Source organism: Pseudomonas sp. LB1P83 (assembly GCF_054897885.1).
Window position 1 is genome coordinate 4837962 of record NZ_CM142709.1, and the last position, 18104, is coordinate 4856065.

At 57.9% G+C, this 18104-nt stretch carries 19 protein-coding genes; 12 read left to right on the forward strand and 7 right to left on the reverse strand.

The genetic code is table 11. The features are described from left to right. The first annotated feature begins 146 nt into the window (after positions 1-146). Entirely contained in the window at positions 147-365 is a 219-nt protein-coding gene (locus ACYZTY_RS22145) for a bacterioferritin-associated ferredoxin (protein WP_007943567.1), read from the forward strand. A gap of 199 nt (positions 366-564) precedes the next feature. After that, a complete protein-coding gene (bfr, locus tag ACYZTY_RS22150) occupies positions 565-1041 on the forward strand; it encodes a bacterioferritin (RefSeq protein ID WP_461955480.1) in 477 nt (158 codons plus the stop codon). Between the two features lie 180 nt (positions 1042-1221). Here the strand turns inward: bfr and grxD are convergent, their stop codons facing one another. The 5 genes from grxD to ACYZTY_RS22175 all read right to left on the reverse strand — a co-directional run bounded on the left by grxD (position 1222) and on the right by ACYZTY_RS22175 (position 4853). Beyond that, positions 1222-1563 (reverse strand): Grx4 family monothiol glutaredoxin, encoded by a 342-nt coding sequence (gene grxD, locus ACYZTY_RS22155; protein WP_140668353.1) that lies wholly within the window; start codon positions 1561-1563, stop codon positions 1222-1224. A 97-nt stretch (positions 1564-1660) separates the two neighbouring features. Further along, positions 1661-3769, reverse strand: coding sequence for a molybdopterin oxidoreductase family protein (locus ACYZTY_RS22160; protein ID WP_461955481.1), 2109 nt, complete (start codon positions 3767-3769; stop codon positions 1661-1663). 135 nt (positions 3770-3904) lie between these two features. Next, a complete protein-coding gene (locus ACYZTY_RS22165) occupies positions 3905-4195 on the reverse strand; it encodes a hypothetical protein (RefSeq protein ID WP_461955482.1) in 291 nt (96 codons plus the stop codon). Positions 4196-4330: 135 nt separating this feature from the next. Beyond that, positions 4331-4657, reverse strand: coding sequence for a hypothetical protein (locus tag ACYZTY_RS22170; RefSeq protein ID WP_461955483.1), 327 nt, complete (start codon positions 4655-4657; stop codon positions 4331-4333). Continuing rightward, complete coding sequence (locus ACYZTY_RS22175; protein ID WP_461955484.1) at positions 4647-4853, reverse strand: hypothetical protein; 207 nt, start codon at positions 4851-4853, stop codon at positions 4647-4649. Before ACYZTY_RS22175 ends, ACYZTY_RS22170 begins: the two co-directional genes overlap by 11 nt. A gap of 496 nt (positions 4854-5349) precedes the next feature. On the opposite strand from ACYZTY_RS22175, the gene argF reads away from it, so the two are divergent. Then, the gene (gene argF, locus ACYZTY_RS22180) at positions 5350-6270 is read left to right on the forward strand and encodes an ornithine carbamoyltransferase (RefSeq protein ID WP_461955485.1); all 921 of its coding nucleotides are present in this window, start codon (positions 5350-5352) and stop codon (positions 6268-6270) included. Further along, positions 6267-7376 (forward strand): ABC transporter ATP-binding protein, encoded by a 1110-nt coding sequence (locus tag ACYZTY_RS22185; RefSeq protein WP_461955486.1) that lies wholly within the window; start codon positions 6267-6269, stop codon positions 7374-7376. Before argF ends, ACYZTY_RS22185 begins: the two co-directional genes overlap by 4 nt. Before the next feature lie 122 nt (positions 7377-7498). On the opposite strand, the gene ACYZTY_RS22190 is transcribed toward ACYZTY_RS22185, so the two are convergent. Together ACYZTY_RS22190 and ybaK are read right to left on the reverse strand one after the other, a co-directional pair. After that, on the reverse strand, positions 7499-8281 hold the full coding sequence (locus ACYZTY_RS22190) for a PhzF family phenazine biosynthesis protein (RefSeq protein WP_461955487.1): 783 nt from the start codon (positions 8279-8281) through the stop codon (positions 7499-7501). A gap of 106 nt (positions 8282-8387) precedes the next feature. Next, positions 8388-8858, reverse strand: a complete 471-nt coding sequence (gene ybaK / locus ACYZTY_RS22195) for a Cys-tRNA(Pro) deacylase (protein ID WP_461955488.1) — start codon at positions 8856-8858, stop codon at positions 8388-8390. Positions 8859-9228: 370 nt separating this feature from the next. Here ybaK and ACYZTY_RS22200 point away from each other — a divergent pair, with 370 nt between their 5' ends. The 8 genes from ACYZTY_RS22200 to ACYZTY_RS22235 all read left to right on the forward strand — a co-directional run bounded on the left by ACYZTY_RS22200 (position 9229) and on the right by ACYZTY_RS22235 (position 18021). Then, the gene (locus ACYZTY_RS22200; protein WP_461955489.1) at positions 9229-10080 is read left to right on the forward strand and encodes an MIP/aquaporin family protein; all 852 of its coding nucleotides are present in this window, start codon (positions 9229-9231) and stop codon (positions 10078-10080) included. Between the two features lie 75 nt (positions 10081-10155). Then, positions 10156-11661: a glycerol kinase GlpK gene (gene glpK / locus ACYZTY_RS22205; RefSeq protein ID WP_461955490.1), complete on the forward strand. Its 1506-nt coding sequence runs from the start codon at positions 10156-10158 to the stop codon at positions 11659-11661. 83 nt (positions 11662-11744) lie between these two features. Next, complete coding sequence (locus ACYZTY_RS22210) at positions 11745-12500, forward strand: DeoR/GlpR family transcriptional regulator (RefSeq protein WP_007916700.1); 756 nt, start codon at positions 11745-11747, stop codon at positions 12498-12500. Positions 12501-12777: 277 nt separating this feature from the next. Then, positions 12778-14316 carry a glycerol-3-phosphate dehydrogenase gene (gene glpD, locus ACYZTY_RS22215; protein ID WP_461955491.1) on the forward strand — a complete coding sequence of 513 codons (1539 nt, stop codon included), beginning with the start codon at positions 12778-12780 and terminating at the stop codon, positions 14314-14316. Between the two features lie 449 nt (positions 14317-14765). Further along, complete coding sequence (locus ACYZTY_RS22220) at positions 14766-15680, forward strand: glutamate/aspartate ABC transporter substrate-binding protein (RefSeq protein ID WP_461955492.1); 915 nt, start codon at positions 14766-14768, stop codon at positions 15678-15680. A gap of 192 nt (positions 15681-15872) precedes the next feature. Beyond that, positions 15873-16619, forward strand: coding sequence for an amino acid ABC transporter permease (locus ACYZTY_RS22225; protein WP_461955493.1), 747 nt, complete (start codon positions 15873-15875; stop codon positions 16617-16619). Beyond that, positions 16619-17290, forward strand: coding sequence for an amino acid ABC transporter permease (locus ACYZTY_RS22230; RefSeq protein ID WP_253405805.1), 672 nt, complete (start codon positions 16619-16621; stop codon positions 17288-17290). Before ACYZTY_RS22225 ends, ACYZTY_RS22230 begins: the two co-directional genes overlap by 1 nt. Next, positions 17287-18021 carry an amino acid ABC transporter ATP-binding protein gene (locus tag ACYZTY_RS22235; RefSeq protein ID WP_461955494.1) on the forward strand — a complete coding sequence of 245 codons (735 nt, stop codon included), beginning with the start codon at positions 17287-17289 and terminating at the stop codon, positions 18019-18021. Before ACYZTY_RS22230 ends, ACYZTY_RS22235 begins: the two co-directional genes overlap by 4 nt. The last annotated feature ends 83 nt before the right edge of the window (positions 18022-18104 follow it).

An 18104-nucleotide genomic window follows, 5' to 3' on the forward strand; every position in this document is an offset into this window, starting at 1 on the left:
CAGCTAATGGCAGATCGCCTGGAGGAAAACCGTTCGTCAGTCTCACGCGCTTATAACGCAAAGCTTTCAGAAACCACTTTGACAATCATTCTCGTTAACATTAAGATCCATCGCAATTGAGTCACAACCAGCGACGGTTCTCACTTATGTATGTCTGCCTCTGCACTGGCGTCACCGACGGTCAAATCCGCGATGCAATCTATGAAGGTTGCTGCAGCTATAAAGAAGTCCGTCAGGCTACCGGCGTAGCCAGCCAATGCGGTAAATGCGCCTGCCTTGCCAAGGAAGTGGTGCGTGAAACCCTGACCAAATTACAATCGGCCCAGGCTGCGATTCCTTTCCCGGTAGAATTTACTGCTGCGTAATTACCGTATTCCAAAGAACCGGACTTGAAGTCCGGTTTTTTTATGCCTGAAAATCAACTGCTTACGCTCTAGACGCGGAACACAAACATTCTTATTCCGATTAATTTTCACTTAAGTTTCAATAACTTAGGTTTGACACTCTTAGTTGTGCGGCTCAAACTCTGCCTTATAGACAGCTAATACAGGGCAGGACCCCATCATGAAAGGCGACATTACAGTCATCCAGCATCTCAACAAGATCCTTGCCAATGAGCTGGTCGCGATCAATCAATACTTTCTGCATGCGCGCATGTACGAAGATTGGGGTCTGAACAAGCTCGGCAAGCACGAATACCACGAATCCATCGACGAGATGAAACACGCCGACAAGCTGATCAAGCGCATTCTGTTCCTCGAAGGTCTGCCGAACGTTCAGGACCTGGGCAAGCTGCAGATCGGCGAACACACCCAGGAAATGCTTGAGTGTGACCTGCGTATCGAAAAAACCGGTCATGCTGACCTCAAGGTCGCCATCGCACATTGCGAGACCGTTGGCGACTTCGGTAGCCGTGAACTGCTCGAAGATATTCTTGAATCCGAAGAAGAACATATCGACTGGCTGGAAACCCAATTGGGCCTGATCGATAAAGTCGGTCTTGAGAACTATCTGCAATCGCAGATGGGCGAAGACGAGTAAGTGAGTACCTGCTAAATTCGAGACAGTAAAAAGCCCCGCTCTCTTTTAAAGAGGCGGGGCTTTTTAATGATCTCTCTTGTAGGAGCGATGCTTGCTCGCGAAGAACGATGACGCGGTATTTCCTGATAGACCGAGGCGCCCTTTTCGCGGGCAACTCTCGCTCCTACAAAAGGTACCGAATCAGGCTTCGGTCTTGTTCGCAGCAGCCGCTTCAACAGCAGTCTTGATCGTGGTCTGCAACGAACCGTCAGCAGCCATCTCGGTCATGATGTCGCTACCGCCGACCAGCTCACCACCGACCCACAGTTGCGGGAAGGTTGGCCAGTTGGCGTATTTTGGCAGGTTGGCGCGGATTTCCGGGTTCTGCAGGATGTCCACGTACGCAAACTTTTCACCACATGCCATCACGGCCTGCGCGGCTTTCGCGGAGAAGCCACACTGCGGGGCATTCGGCGAACCTTTCATGTAAAGCAGAATGGTGTTGTTAGCAATCTGCTCTTTAATCGTTTCGATGATATCCATGGAGCACCTCGGCTGAACTTTCCGACTCAAGGGTCGGCACGGTGGCGCATTGTAACGGAAAGCCGAGCGCCATGCTCGGTCTGCCCGACAGACACGATCAAGCCGCCGCCACGGTCACTGGAACACCGTTCAACGCCGCATTCCCCGACAACTCGTCGAGCTGACACTCATCGGTCAGGTCATTGGCGCTGGAACCGGGTTGACCACTGGCGATCGTCATCTGCACGCCAGGGCGCGCATGGCCCCAACCGTGAGGAAGGCTGACCACGCCTTTCATCATATCCAGGCTGGCGAGCACTTCAACTTCGATCACGCCGACCCGCGAACTGACCCGCACACGCTGCCCATCGCTGAGTCCACGACTGCCCAGGTCATCCGGGTGCATCAACAATTGATGGCGCGGCTTACCCTTCACAAGACGGTGATAGTTGTGCATCCACGAGTTGTTACTGCGCACATGGCGGCGGCCAATCATCAGCAATTCTTCAGCAGCCGGTGCTTGCAGCGTGGCGAAGCGGGCCAGGTCGGCGAGGATCGCGGCCGGCGCGGCCTGGACTCGCTGATTGGCGGTTTTCAGGCGTGGGGCCAGGTTGGATTTGAGCGGACCCAGATCGACGCCATGCGGGTGATCGAACAGCGTCGCCAACGAAAGCTTGTGTGGCGAGGCATCGCCATAAAACCCCATCCGCAGACCACGATCGATCATCTGCGCGGGTGGAATGGTCGGTTTCAGCTCCTTGCCGGTCTTCGCCGCAAAGGCCTGGGCCAGGCCAACAAAGATCTCCCAGTCGTGCAACGCACCTTCAGGTTTGCCCAGGATCGCCCGGTTGAAACGGGTCACGTTACGCACCGCGAACATGTTGAACGTGGTGTCGTAGTGATCGTTTTCCAACGCCGAGGTCGACGGCAGGATCAGGTCGGCATAGCGCGTGGTTTCATTGATATACAGGTCAATGCTGACCATGAATTCCAGCCCGTCCAGCGCCTGTTCCAGTTGTCGGCCATTGGGTGTGGATAGCACCGGATTGCCGGCGACGGTGATCAGCGCACGGACCTGCCCTTCCCCACCCGTCAGCATCTCTTCTGCCAGCGCCGACACCGGCAATTCGCCACCGTACTCGGGACGCCCGGACACGCGACTCTGCCACAGATTGAAATGCCCGCCCGACGTCGAGGCCACCAGATCCACCGCCGGTTCGGTGCACAACGCACCGCCGACGCGGTCGAGGTTGCCGGTGACCAGGTTGATCAGTTGCACCAGCCAATGACACAGCGTGCCGAAAGCCTGGGTCGAGACGCCCATCCGCCCATAGCAGACCGCAGTCGGCGCCGCCGCGAAATCCCGGGCCAGTTGGCGAATTTGCTCTGCCGGCACCGCACACAAGGGGCTCATGGTGTCGGCGGTAAATGTCGCGATCGCCTGACGCACGTCTTCCAGACCGTCAACCGGTAAATGACTGTCGCGGGTCAGGCCTTCGGTGAACAAGGTGTTGAGCAAGCCGAACAACAGCGCCGCATCGCCACCGGGGCGCACGAACAGATGCTGATCGGCCATCGCCGCCGTTTCGCTGCGACGCGGATCGACCACCACCACTTTGCCGCCCCGGGCCTGAATCGCCTTCAGACGTTTTTCCACATCCGGCACGGTCATGATGCTGCCATTGGAAGCCAGAGGATTGCCGCCAAGAATCAGCATGAAATCGGTATGGTCGATGTCCGGAATCGGCAACAGCAAGCCGTGGCCGTACATTAAATGGCTGGTCAGGTGATGAGGCAACTGATCGACCGAGGTCGCGGAAAACCGGTTGCGGGTTTTCAGCAGGCCCAGGAAGTAATTGCTGTGGGTCATCAAGCCATAGTTGTGCACGCTGGGGTTGCCTTGATAAACCGCCACCGCGTTCTGCCCGTGATGCTCTTGAATCGCCGCCAGGCGCTCAGCGACAAGGCGGAAGGCGTCTTCCCACTCGATAGGCTGCCATTCGCTGCCCACTCGCAGCATCGGCTGACGCAGTCGATCCGGATCGTTCTGAATGTCCTGCAGGGCAACCGCTTTGGGGCAGATATGCCCACGGCTGAACGTATCCAGCGGATCGCCCTTGATCGAGGTGATCTGCACGCCACGGCCTTCGACCTCGGAAGTCTCGATAGTCAGGCCGCAGATGGCCTCACACAGGTGGCAGGCACGGTGATGGAGAGTCTTGGTCATGGCCAGTCTCTGTTTTGTTCTGGGCGGGCAATATCAGCCGCGGGAACAAAACTATGGCGCGTGATCCGCGACTGCGCCAGCGACGTTCGTCTTGTGAATCGGCGACCATCAGGCCAGCCGATGGCCACGCATAAATCAGTTCGGCGGTAACCGGGGCGGCGCCTGCAACTGGATCTCTTGGACGGTTTCGATCTGTTCCTGGGCGACATGTACGCCGGTGAGCTCGCCGATCAGTCGCCAGTGCTCGTCGAGCCCCGTGCTGATGGTTGCCATGCGGTCGATCATGCGTCGACCGGCCGCCTTGGTCACTTCGTCGTCACTGCGCATCAACTCGAAGGACATCGACGTCATGGAAGCAGTGAGGTGGGTCAAGGAACGGGCCGTGAGGCCGAGTAAATCCATTAACAGCTGTTCTTTCGATTCCATTCCGAAGGCTTCCTGCGTCACTCGTGAGTTAGTTATAACCCAGCACTTTGCATAAGCAAATGTTTCAGGCCTGACACAGTGACAGCCGGCGCCTTGAGGCTTTGTCAAAACATGAGTACGGCCACACAGACATACTCACTGAGGCTGAGAAATCTTCAGCGCCTTCTTTTTAAGAGGTGAGGTCAATGCCGTCCATATTCCGCCGACAGCCAGCCAAAGCATGACGCCGGAACCGATCAGGATAATCGCTTTCTGGTTTGCCAGGATGCCCAGCTGATGAGGCTCGGCTTGATAAACCTGCAAAGCAATATCAATGACGCTCACCACGGTGAACCACGCGACCACCAACGCAGCGCCATGCTTCAGGTCGGGCGTCGACCGGGCGAGTAGTGAAGCCCCCAGATAGATTCCAATTGCGATCAATCCTCCCAATACCAAAAACTGGGTTGAATCAATCTGCAATCGCGTCATCCTTGAAATTCTTCACGCCGATAAAAGCGCCGACGATGGCGCCAACCACGGCACTCGGAACGCCCGGGTAAATCGTGCTGGCGATAATCGCGAAGCCCATGACCGTGGAAATCACAGCCATATCGAATGCCGGGGAAACACGACGAAGTCGCGTAAGGCCAGTGTGTCCGGTTTTATTGATCGCCATACAGCGCTCCCTCCCTGGGAGTGTTTGACTTTACGCAGTCGAGAATCCGCAATGGGGCGGATAATACCCGAGCGCAGCCCGATACCCGGCACCTGAAAACGTAACAGCAAACGACTCCGCCACCTTGAAACGGCGCCACTGACGCAGCGCAGTTCGAGGGCAGAGAGCGCTGCTCAACGGGTCTGTCACTCTTAGTCGGATGTCGAGCCTGATCACGGCATTTATTGCATTCCAGCTTCGGCAACGTGTACAAATGTTGCTCTGGGCCTGCGCAACCTGGATCAATGCCACGGTGCACAGCTCAAACGGTTGTAAAGCTTGAAACATGTTGGAAGCTGTAAAAACAGCCCCCTATTGGAAAAACGCGACATTTAATGTCAATATCGCGCCTCCCCCTATTTCGTCGCCCCGTGCGGCTTACGCCGCAGGTCTCGCCCGTTTTTCAGTTAAACAAGGCTTTGAGTATCTGCGGTCTGTTGCAAAAAGGTAGTCAATGATGAGCGCAAGGCACTTTCTCTCCCTGATGGATTGCACGCCCGAAGAGCTGGTCAGCGTGATCCGTCGAGGCGTTGAGCTCAAGGACCTGCGTAACCGCGGCGTACTGTTCGAGCCTCTGAAAAACCGCGTGCTCGGGATGATTTTCGAGAAGTCCTCCACGCGCACCCGCATCTCGTTCGAGGCCGGCATGATCCAGCTCGGCGGCCAGGCGATTTTCCTGTCGCCGCGCGACACTCAGCTGGGCCGTGGCGAACCGATCGGCGACGCCGCCATTGTCATGTCGAGCATGCTCGATGCGGTGATGATCCGTACATTTTCCCACAGCACATTGACCGAGTTCGCCGCCAATTCACGCGTTCCGCTGATCAACGGCCTGTCCGATGACCTGCACCCATGCCAGTTGCTGGCCGACATGCAGACATTCCTCGAACATCGCGGCTCGATCCAGGGCAAGACCGTGGCCTGGATCGGCGACGGCAACAACATGTGCAACAGCTATATAGAAGCGGCGATCCAGTTCGACTTCCAGTTGCGCATTGCCTGCCCTGAAGGTTTTGAGCCCAACCCGCAATTCGTGGCCACGGCCGGTGATCGCGTGACTATCGTCCGCGATCCGAAGGAGGCCGTGCGTGGCGCTCATTTGGTGAGCACCGACGTCTGGACGTCCATGGGCCAGGAAGAAGAAACCGCCAAGCGCCTGAAGCTGTTCGCACCGTACCAGGTCACCCGCGCCCTGCTCGACCTGGCTGCCGAGGATGTGCTGTTCATGCACTGCCTGCCGGCCCACCGTGGCGAGGAAATCAGCCTCGACGTGCTCGATGACAAGCGATCCGTGGCTTGGGATCAAGCGGAAAACCGTCTTCACGCACAAAAGGCCCTGCTCGAGTTTCTCGTCCCGCCTTCGTACCACCACGCATGAGCCATCCATTACTGCTTAAACTGCGCAACCTCGCTTGCGGCTATCAGGACCAGCGAGTGGTGCAAAACCTCAACCTGCATTTGAATGCCGGCGATATCGGTTGCCTGCTGGGCTCTTCGGGCTGCGGCAAGACCACCACGCTAAGGGCAATTGCCGGTTTCGAACCGGTGCACGAAGGTGAAATCACGCTGGCGGGCGAGACCATCTCCCGCGCCGGTTTCACCCTCGCCCCGGAGAAACGACGGATCGGCATGGTGTTCCAGGACTACGCCCTGTTTCCACATTTGAGCGTGGCCGAAAACATCGCCTTCGGAATCCGCAAGCATCCACAAAAGGATCGCGTCACCGAAGAACTGCTGGAACTGGTCAACCTGAAAAACCTCGGCAAACGCTTCCCGCATGAGTTGTCCGGTGGGCAGCAACAGCGTGTCGCACTCGCCCGCGCACTGGCACCGGAACCGCAATTGCTGTTGCTCGACGAACCGTTCTCCAACCTTGATGGCGAACTGCGGCGCAAGCTCAGCCATGAGGTGCGCGACATTCTCAAGGCCCGTGGTACCAGCGCGATTCTGGTGACCCACGACCAGGAAGAAGCCTTCGCAGTGAGCGATCACGTGGGGGTTTTCAAGGAAGGCCGGCTGGAACAGTGGGACACGCCCTACAACCTGTATCACGAACCGCTGACACCGTTTGTGGCCAGCTTCATTGGCCAGGGTTATTTCATTCGCGGCCAGTTGAGCAGCCCGGAGTCGGTGCAGACCGAACTGGGAGAGTTACGCGGTAATCGTGCCTACACTTGGCCAGTGGGCGGTGCGGTAGACGTGTTGCTGCGCCCGGACGATATCGTTTACGCACCCGACAGCGGTTTGAAGGCGCGGATTGTCGGTAAGTCTTTCCAGGGGGCATCGACGTTGTACCGTTTGCAGATGCCGACCGGTGCACAGCTTGAATCGATTTTCCCGAGCCATGCTGATCATCAAGTTGGTGCCGAAGTCGGTATTCGAGTTGCGGCTGAGCATCTGGTGCTGTTCCAGGCGTCAGGCAGCACGGCGGCGCAGATCCCGGCGGTAGAGTCCGGTGTCCGCCGTTACAGCACCACCAGCTGATACCTGATTTTGTAGGAGCGAGCGGTGCGGCGATCCGACTTGCCCGCGAAAGCGTCGTATCAGTCGATATCATCATTACCTGACACTACGCCTTCGCGGGCAAGCCTCGCTCCTACAGGATATCAGGCGAGAATGAGTGTTCCGCTCGCAACCAGCGTCGCATTCCCGCCGATTTTCACACGATCCCCTTCCAGCCGGCAGAACAACTCCCCGCCTCGCTTCGAGCACTGATAAGCGCTGAGACTCGACTTGCCCAACCGCTTCGACCAATACGGGATCAAACTGCAATGGGTCGAACCGGTCACCGGGTCTTCATTGATGCCAATCGCCGGGGCAAAGTATCGGGACACGAAATCATGCTTGCTGCCCTTGGCGGTGACGATGGCGCCCGGCCACGGAAGCTTGGCCAGGGCGACCATGTCGGGCTGACAATCGAGCACAGCCTGCTCGGACTCCAGCACCACGAACAATTCATTTGAACCCAGCACATCGACCACTCCGACGCCCAAGGCGCGTTCGACATCCAGGGTCACGCCCACTTCAGACGGCACGATGGCCGGGAAATCCAGCCACAAGCGCCCACCCTCACGACTCACACTCAGCGGGCCGGATTTGCAGAAGAAGTCCAGGCGCTCGACCGGTTCCTTATAGATTTCAAACAACACATACGCGCTTGCCAGGGTCGCATGACCGCACAACGGCACTTCAGTGGTCGGGGTAAACCAGCGAATATGCCAGCCCTGCCCTTCGCGCACCACGAAGGCGGTTTCGGCGAGGTTGTGCTCGGCGGCGATCTTCTGCATCAACTCATCGGCGAGCCAAGCCTCGAGCCGATACACCATCGCCGGGTTGCCACTGAACGGCCGATCACTGAACGCATCGACCTGATGAAACTCAAGCTGCATAACCTTCTCCCTTTGTCAGGCCACGGAGCATGAAGCTGCCGCCAACCCGACACCAGTGACAGAGCCCGTCAATTTCCACCATACAGCGCCGAGCCGGAAGCCCTCGTCAGGCACGGCCGATATCAGCGAACGTTGCCTGGGTGTGTTCGGCTAGCACGGCCGGCGCCAATTCCACCTCCAGACCGCGTCGACCGGCGCTGACAAAAATGCTGGCAAAGGGCTGTGCCGAATTGTCGATAAAGGTGCGCAAACGCTTTTTCTGCCCCAACGGACTGATACCGCCCAACAGGTAACCCGTCGCGCGTTGCGCCGCGGCAGGATCGGCCATTTCGACTTTTTTCACGCCAGCAGCGTGAGCCAAATGTTTCAAATCCAGACTTCCGACGACCGGCACCACCGCCACCAGCAATTCACCTTTCTCACTAGCCGCCAGCAGGGTCTTGAACACTTGAGCCGGGTCCAGTCCGAGTTTCTCCGCGGCCTCCAGCCCATAAGACGCAGCCTTCGGATCATGTTCATAACTGTGCACGCGATGTTCGGCTCGAACTTTTTTCAACAAATCCAATGCGGGGGTCATGGCAGCTCCAGACTGGGCGGCAGTAGAAAAATCCTGCGCTGAATTCTAGGACATTGATCGGCAAAAGGCTCTATTGCGCCACTGTTTCAAAGGCTTGGCAGCGCCTTGCGCCGTTCGTCCAGGTTAAGGCCGTTGCGTGAACGATACGATCATTCACGTGACTAATAGTTGAATTGTGACTGACGGTTCACTTTCGACCTTTGACAGCGGCGTTTCTTGTCTATATTTTTTCGAATCTGAATACCGTACGAATGTGTCATCGCAGCACCCAGCAGCAGGCCGAGAACAGGATGGGGATTCTGCCTCGGTGGAAAACGCGCTTTGGCCATGATGAAAGAAGCGCCAGACAACAACAAAAACGAGGTTTTCAATGACAACTGCTTTACAACAACCGTCGCTCTCAAGCCAATGCATGGCCGAGTTTCTGGGCACTGCACTGCTTATCTTCTTCGGCACCGGTTGCGTTGCTGCGCTCAAAGTCGCGGGTGCCAGCTTTGGCCTATGGGAAATCAGCATCATCTGGGGCGTCGGCGTGAGCATGGCGATCTACCTGACCGCTGGGGTTTCCGGGGCTCACCTCAATCCTGCCGTGAGCATTGCCCTGAGCATTTTTGCCGACTTCGAAAAGCGCAAACTGCCGTTTTATATCCTCGCTCAAATTGCCGGCGCGTTCTGCGGGGCATTTTTGGTCTACACGCTGTACAGCAATTTATTCTTCGATTTCGAACAAACTCACCATATGGTTCGTGGCACCCAGGCCAGCCTCGAATTGGCGTCGGTGTTCTCCACCTTCCCCAACCCGGCCCTGTCCACCGCCCAGGCTTTCCTGGTCGAAGTCATCATCACCGCCATCCTGATGGGCGTGATCATGTCCCTGACCGACGACAACAATGGTCTGCCAAAGGGGCCTCTGGCACCGCTGCTGATCGGCCTGTTGATTGCGGTGATTGGCAGCTCGATGGGCCCGCTGACCGGTTTTGCGATGAACCCGGCGCGTGATTTCGGTCCGAAGCTGATGACTTTCTTCACCGGCTGGGGTGAAATTTCCCTCACTGGCGGCCGCGATATCCCGTATTTCCTGATTCCGATTTTTGCACCGATTGTCGGTGCCTGCCTCGGCGCTGCCGCGTATCGCGGGCTGATTGCCCGTCATCTGCCCAACGCCACACCTGCTACAAAGGACGCAACACCGGCCATTGACGGCAAACCAAGAACTTCTTGATACCGTAGGCGCGTGATCCTGCCCATAAGATCGCGCGCCGGACCTCTCTCCCTTTTTTCGTCCAAGGCAATCGACATGACCGACATTCAGAATAAGAACTACATCATTGCCCTCGATCAGGGTACGACCAGCTCCCGCGCGATTATTTTCGATCGTGACGCGAACGTGGTCTGCACCGCCCAGCGCGAATTCGTCCAGCATTACCCGCAAGCCGGTTGGGTCGAACACGACCCGATGGAAATCTTCGCCACCCAAAGCGCCGTGATGGTCGAGGCCCTGGCGCAAGCCGGCCTGCATCACGACCAGGTCGCGGCCATCGGCATCACCAACCAGCGCGAAACCACCGTGGTCTGGGACAAGACCACCGGCCGCCCGATCTATAACGCGATCGTCTGGCAGTGCCGCCGCAGCACCGAAATCTGCCAGCAGCTCAAGCGCGATGGCCACGAGCAATACATCAGCGACACTACTGGCCTGGTCACCGACCCGTACTTCTCCGGCACCAAACTCAAATGGATCCTCGACAACGTCGAAGGCAGCCGCGAGCGTGCGCGCAAAGGTGAATTGCTGTTCGGCACCGTCGACAGCTGGCTGATCTGGAAATTTACCGGCGGCAAGGTCCACGTTACCGACTACACCAACGCCTCGCGCACCATGCTCTTCAACATCCACACGCTTGAGTGGGACGAGAAGATGCTGGAGGTGCTGGATATTCCGCGCGAGATGCTGCCGGAAGTGAAGTCCTCGTCCGAAATCTATGGCCACACCAAAAGCGGCATCGCCATCGGCGGCATCGCCGGCGACCAGCAAGCGGCCCTCTTCGGCCAGATGTGCGTCGAGCCAGGCCAGGCGAAAAACACCTACGGCACCGGCTGCTTCCTGCTGATGAACACCGGCGACAAAGCCGTGAAGTCCAAGCACGGCATGCTCACCACCATCGCCTGCGGCCCGCGTGGCGAAGTGGCTTACGCACTGGAAGGCGCGGTATTCAACGGTGGTTCGACCGTTCAGTGGTTGCGTGACGAGCTGAAGATCATCAACGATGCCCACGACACCGAATACTTCGCCAACAAGGTCAAGGACAGCAACGGCGTGTACCTGGTGCCAGCCTTTACCGGTCTCGGCGCACCGTACTGGGACCCGTATGCCCGTGGCGCCCTTTTCGGCCTGACCCGCGGCGTACGTGTGGATCACATCATTCGTGCAGCGCTGGAGTCGATTGCCTATCAGACCCGCGATGTTCTGGACGCCATGCAACAGGATTCCGGCGAACGCTTGAAATCCCTGCGCGTGGACGGTGGCGCGGTCGCGAACAACTTCCTGATGCAGTTCCAGGCTGACATTCTCGGCACTCAGGTCGAGCGTCCGCAAATGCGCGAAACCACCGCATTGGGTGCGGCTTACCTGGCCGGCCTGGCGTGCGGTTTCTGGGGCAGCCTGGATGAGTTGCGCGGCAAGGCAGTGATCGAACGCGAATTCGAACCGACCCTGGACGAAACCGCCAAGGAAAAACTCTACGCAGGCTGGAAAAAAGCCGTCAGCCGCACCCGCGACTGGGAACCGCATGAAGGCGCTGAATAAGCCAACAGCAGGGTTGTAACTGGTCGGGAGCGGATTCCTGCGGCATCATGGGCAAATTTTGCACGGCAGCCAAAGGAAGCCCCATGAATCTGCCTCCCCGTCAGCAGCAAATCCTCGAACTGGTCCGCGAACGCGGCTATGTCAGCATCGAGGAAATGGCCACGCTGTTCGTCGTTACACCGCAGACCATCCGCCGCGATATCAATCAGCTCGCGGAAGCCAATTTGTTGCGTCGCTACCATGGCGGCGCGGCCTACGATTCCAGTGTCGAAAACACCGCTTACGCCATGCGCGCCGACCAGATGCGCGATGAAAAGCAGCGTATCGGTGAAGCCATTGCGGCTCAGATTCCGGATCACGCCTCGCTGTTCATCAATATCGGCACCACCACCGAATCGATTGCCCGGGCGCTGCTCAACCACAACCACCTGAAAATCATCACCAACAACCTGCACGTGGCCTCGATGCTCAGCGCCAAGGACGACTTCGACGTTCTGCTGACCGGTGGCAATGTGCGGCGCGATGGCGGCGTGGTCGGTCAGGCGAGTGTCGACTTCATTAACCAGTTCAAGGTCGACTTTGCCCTGGTCGGCATCAGCGGTATCGATGAAGACGGCAGCTTGCTGGACTTCGATTATCAGGAAGTGCGGGTGTCGCAGGCGATCATCGCCAATGCCCGGCAGGTGATTCTGGCGGCTGACTCCAGCAAATTCGGGCGCAACGCGATGATTCGTCTGGGGCCGATCAGCCTGATTGATTGCCTGGTCACCGATCAGCAGCCTGTGCCGGCGTTGGCGCAGTTGTTGAGTCAGCACAAGATTCGGTTGGAGGTTGTTTAACACCGAAGGCGGTTAAACAACCTCGTAGGAGCCAGGCTTGCCGGCGAAGGCGGCCTTGAGTACGCCTTCGCCGGCAAGCCTGGCTCCTACAACAGCACGCGCCACCTCCCCTCCTCTCCACGTTCAATGTTCGTAAATTTTCCTTTCTCGGCCCTTCGATCAGTATTTTCAATCGAAGTTGACTGGCTGTGGGCGGTTTAATGGGCTACTATTTTCGCAAATGAACATTAATGTTCGTATTCCAATACAGAAAATCAAAAGAGCCCGAGGCCAGCCGATGCCCACTTCTACCTTGCCTACGCCCCCTCTCGCTGAGGTCTACGACATCGCCGTCATCGGTGGCGGGATCAATGGCGTGGGGATCGCAGCGGATGCCGCCGGCCGCGGCCTTTCGGTGTTCCTTTGCGAAAAGGATGACCTGGCCAGCCACACTTCATCGGCCAGCAGCAAGCTGATCCACGGGGGCCTGCGCTACCTCGAACATTACGAATTCCGCCTGGTGCGCGAAGCCCTCGCCGAACGCGAAGTGCTGTTGGCCAAGGCGCCGCACATCGTCAAGCAAATGCGCTTCGTGCTGCCGCACCGTCCGCACCTGCGACCAGCCTGGATGATTCGCGCCGGCCTGTTCCTGTACGACAACCTCGGCAAGCGGGAAAAACTCGAAGGTTCGAAAAGCCTGAAGTTCGGTCCGGACAGCCCATTGAAAAGCGAAATCACCAAAGGCTTCGAATACTCCGATTGCTGGGTCGACGATGCGCGCCTGGTGGTACTGAACGCCATGGCCGCCCGCGAGAAAGGCGCCCACGTTCACACCCAGACCCGTTGCGTCAGCGCCCGTCGCACCAAGGGTTTGTGGCATCTGCACCTGGAACGCGCCGATGGCAGCCTGTTTTCGATCCGCGCCAAGGCTCTGGTGAACGCTGCCGGCCCGTGGGTCGCCAAGTTCATTCGTGACGACCTGAAGATGGAATCGCCGTACGGCATTCGCCTGATCCAAGGCAGCCACCTGATCGTGCCGAAACTGTACGAAGGCGAACACGCGCACATTCTGCAAAACGAAGATCAGCGCATCGTGTTCACCATTCCGTACTTGAACCACTTCACCCTGATCGGCACCACCGATCGCGAATACACCGGCGACCCGGCCAAAGTGGCGATCACCGAAGGCGAAACCGATTACCTGCTCAAAGTGGTCAACGCCCACTTCAAGAAGCAGATCAGCCGCGACGATATCCTGCACAGCTATTCCGGTGTTCGTCCGCTGTGCAACGACGAATCCGACAACCCGTCGGCCGTCACCCGCGACTACACCCTGGCGCTTTCGGGCACTGGCGAAGAAGCGCCATTGCTGTCGGTGTTCGGCGGCAAGCTGACCACCTACCGCAAACTGGCCGAGTCGGCACTGGCACAACTGGCGCCGTACTTCACGCACATCAAGCCAACCTGGACCGCTAGCGCGACATTGCCGGGCGGTGAAGACATGACCACCCCGCAGGCGTTGAGCTCGCTGATTCGCGACAAGTTCGACTGGGTCCCGTCTGAAATTTCACGCCGCTGGGCGACCACTTATGGCAGCCGCACCTGGCGCATGATGGAAGGCGTGCAGAACCTCAGCGACCTGGGCGAACACATCGGCGGCGGTCTCTATACCCGCGAAGTCGATTACCTGTGCAGCGAAGAGTGGGCGACCACCGCCCATGACATTCTGTGGCGTCGCAGCAAGCTGGGCTTGTTCACCACCCCCGCCGAACAGCAGAAACTGGCGGATTACCTGAGCAAGGTCGAGCAGAATCGCAGCAAGATCGAAGCGGCCTGATCGCCGATCCGCTTGAACGAAAGCCCCTGAATCTCACGATTCAGGGGCTTTTTTGCATTCCGCCAGATACCTATCCCCCCTGTGGGAGTGAGCCTGCTCGCGATAGCGGAGTGTCAGGCGCCATCAATGCTGGATCTGATGGCCTCATCGCGAGCAGGCTCGCTCCTACAGGGAATATGCGCAAGTCGATAGATTGCATTCGGTTTTCCGAACGCGACCTGTCGGTCGATTCGGTTAACCGGATTATCCTGCGCAAAAATTAACGCCATAAATATTTAATAATCTTATAAATCAATAGCTTGATCCTTGTCGCCTGGCCTGGCACGAGTCATGCTCTACACTCTTGGACGAATGCCTGTTGCACCCCACTTCAGGAACCATCAGGCATTCGAAGCACAAAAGGGCCGATGAACTGGCTCCATAAAAAAAACAATGTCGAGGAAAATTTGATGCGCATCGTTCCCCATATCCTGGGCGCAGCCATTGCTGCCGCTCTGATTAGCACTCCAGTTTTCGCTGCCGAGCTCACCGGCACACTGAAGAAGATCAAAGAGTCCGGCACCATCACCCTCGGGCATCGTGACGCTTCCATTCCGTTTTCCTATATCGCGGACGCTTCCGGCAAACCGGTCGGCTACTCCCACGATATCCAGCTGAAAATCGTCGAAGCCATCAAGAAAGACCTGGACATGCCGAACCTCCAGGTCAAATACAACCTCGTGACCTCGCAAACCCGTATCCCGCTGGTGCAAAACGGCACCGTGGACGTCGAGTGCGGCTCCACCACCAACAACGTGGAGCGTCAGCAACAAGTTGACTTCTCCGTCGGCATCTTCGAGATCGGTACGCGTCTTCTCTCCAAGAAAGACTCCACGTACAAGAATTTCGACGACCTGAAAGGCAAGAACGTCGTGACCACCGCGGGCACCACGTCCGAGCGCCTCCTCAAGTCGATGAACGCCGACAAGCAGATGGGCATGAACGTCATCTCCGCCAAAGACCACGGCGAATCCTTCCAGATGCTGGAATCGGGCCGTGCCGTCGCATTCATGATGGACGACGCGCTGCTGGCCGGTGAAGCGGCCAAAGCCAAGAAGGCGAGTGACTGGGAAGTGACCGGTGACCCGCAGTCCTACGAAATCTATGGCTGCATGGTTCGCAAGGGCGACGCACCGTTCAAGAAAGCCGTGGACGACGCGATTGTTGCGACCTACAAGTCGGGCGAGATCAACGAAATCTACAAAAAATGGTTCATGTCGCCAATCCCGCCAAAAAACCTGAACCTGAACTTCCCGATGAGCGACGAGCTCAAGGCCCTGATCGCCAATCCGACCGATAAAGCGGCTGACGACAAGAAATCCTGATTTCTGACTAACCTTACCTCCTGAAAGGGCCGCTGCCCTTTCAGGAGGTAGTCACTCCCTGCTGGCATTTTTGGAAACACTCGAACCGGTGGCTGTCGAGCCGCTCGTGTGTGCCTGACTACTATGGTTGGGCGGGAACGGAGCTTCCCCAGGCGGGCACTTGTACATCGATCGATCTGAGGGGAGACCCTAATGAATTACAACTGGGACTGGGGCGTGTTCTTCAAGTCCACCGGCGTGGGCAGCGAGATTTATCTCGACTGGTACCTCACCGGTCTGGGCTGGACCATCGCCATCGCCATCGTGGCCTGGATCATCGCGCTGACGCTGGGCTCGATCCTGGGCGTCATGCGCACCGTGCCGAATCGCATCGTATCGGGCATCGCGACCTGCTACGTCGAACTCTTCCGTAATGTGCCGCTGCTGGTTCAGCTGTTCATCTGGTACTTCCTGGTACCCGATCTGCTGCCACAAAACCTGCAGGACTGGTACAAACAGGACCTGAACCCGACCACCTCTGCGTTCCTCAGCGTTGTTGTCTGCCTGGGCCTGTTCACCACCGCCCGCGTTTGCGAACAAGTGCGCACCGGCATCCAGGCGCTGCCCAAAGGCCAGGAAGCGGCCGCTCGCGCCATGGGCTTCAAGCTGCCACAGATCTACTGGAACGTGCTGCTGCCCCAGGCCTACCGGATCATCATTCCGCCGCTCACCTCGGAATTCTTGAACGTGTTCAAGAACACCTCCGTCGCCTCGCTGATCGGCCTGATGGAATTGCTCGCACAGACCAAACAGACCGCCGAGTTTTCCGCGAACCTGTTCGAAGCTTTCACCCTGGCGACGCTGATCTACTTCACCCTGAACATGAGCCTGATGCTGCTGATGCGCATGGTCGAGAAGAAAGTTGCCGTACCGGGCCTGATCTCCGTAGGGGGTAAATGATGGAATTCGACTTCTCGGGCATCATCCCGTCCCTGCCGGGTCTGTGGAACGGCATGGTCATGACCCTGCAATTGATGGCGCTGGGCGTTGTCGGCGGGATCATCCTCGGCACGATCCTGGCTTTGATGCGCCTGTCCCACAGCAAGCTGCTGTCGAACATCGCCGGTGCCTACGTCAACTACTTCCGTTCGATCCCGTTGCTGCTGGTCATCACCTGGTTCTACCTGGCGGTGCCGTTCGTGCTGCGCTGGATCACCGGCGAAGACACCCCGATTGGCGCGTTCGCCTCCTGCATCGTGGCCTTCATGATGTTCGAAGCGGCGTACTTCTGCGAAATCGTCCGGGCCGGTGTGCAGTCGATCCCCAAGGGTCAGATGGGCGCCGCGCAAGCGCTGGGCATGAGCTATGGCCAGATGATGCGTTTGATCATCCTGCCGCAAGCGTTCCGCAAGATGACCCCGCTGTTGCTGCAACAGAGCATCATCCTGTTTCAGGACACTTCGCTGGTCTACGCGGTCGGCCTGGTGGACTTCCTCAATGCCTCGCGTGCCAGTGGCGACATCATCGGTCGCTCCAATGAGTTCCTGATCTTCGCAGGTCTCGTGTACTTCACAATCAGCTTTGCCGCCTCGCTGCTGGTCAAGCGTCTGCAAAAAAGGTTTGCCGTATGATCTCTATCAAGAATGTCAACAAGTGGTATGGCGACTTCCAGGTACTGACTGACTGCAGCACCGAGGTCAAAAAAGGCGAAGTGATCGTGGTATGCGGGCCGTCCGGCTCCGGCAAATCCACCCTGATCAAATGCGTCAACGCACTGGAACCGTTCCAGAAAGGCGACGTGGTGGTCGATGGCACGTCCATCGCCGACCCGAAGACCAATCTGCCGAAACTTCGCTCGCGCGTCGGCATGGTGTTTCAGCATTTCGAACTGTTCCCGCACCTGACCATCACCGAAAACCTGACCATCGCGCAGATCAAGGTGTTGGGCCGCAGCAAGGAAGAAGCCACCCAGAAAGGCCTGCAACTGCTTGAGCGCGTCGGCCTCTCGGCTCACGCCCACAAGCACCCGGGCCAGCTCTCCGGTGGCCAGCAACAGCGCGTGGCAATTGCCCGTGCGCTGGCGATGGACCCGATCGTCATGCTGTTCGACGAACCGACCTCGGCGCTGGACCCTGAAATGGTCAACGAAGTACTCGACGTAATGGTGCAACTGGCCCACGAAGGCATGACCATGATGTGCGTGACCCACGAAATGGGCTTCGCCCGCAAAGTGGCGGATCGCGTGATCTTCATGGACCAGGGCAAGATCATCGAAGACTGCAAGAAAGAAGAGTTCTTCGGCGACATCAGCCACCGCGCCGAGCGTACACAGCATTTCCTTAACAAGATTCTGCAGCACTAAGACGGTACTGGCTTGCCCTTGTGGCGAGGGAGCTTGCTCCCGCTGGGTCGCGCAGCGGCCCCAAAACCTGCAAATGCATTTTT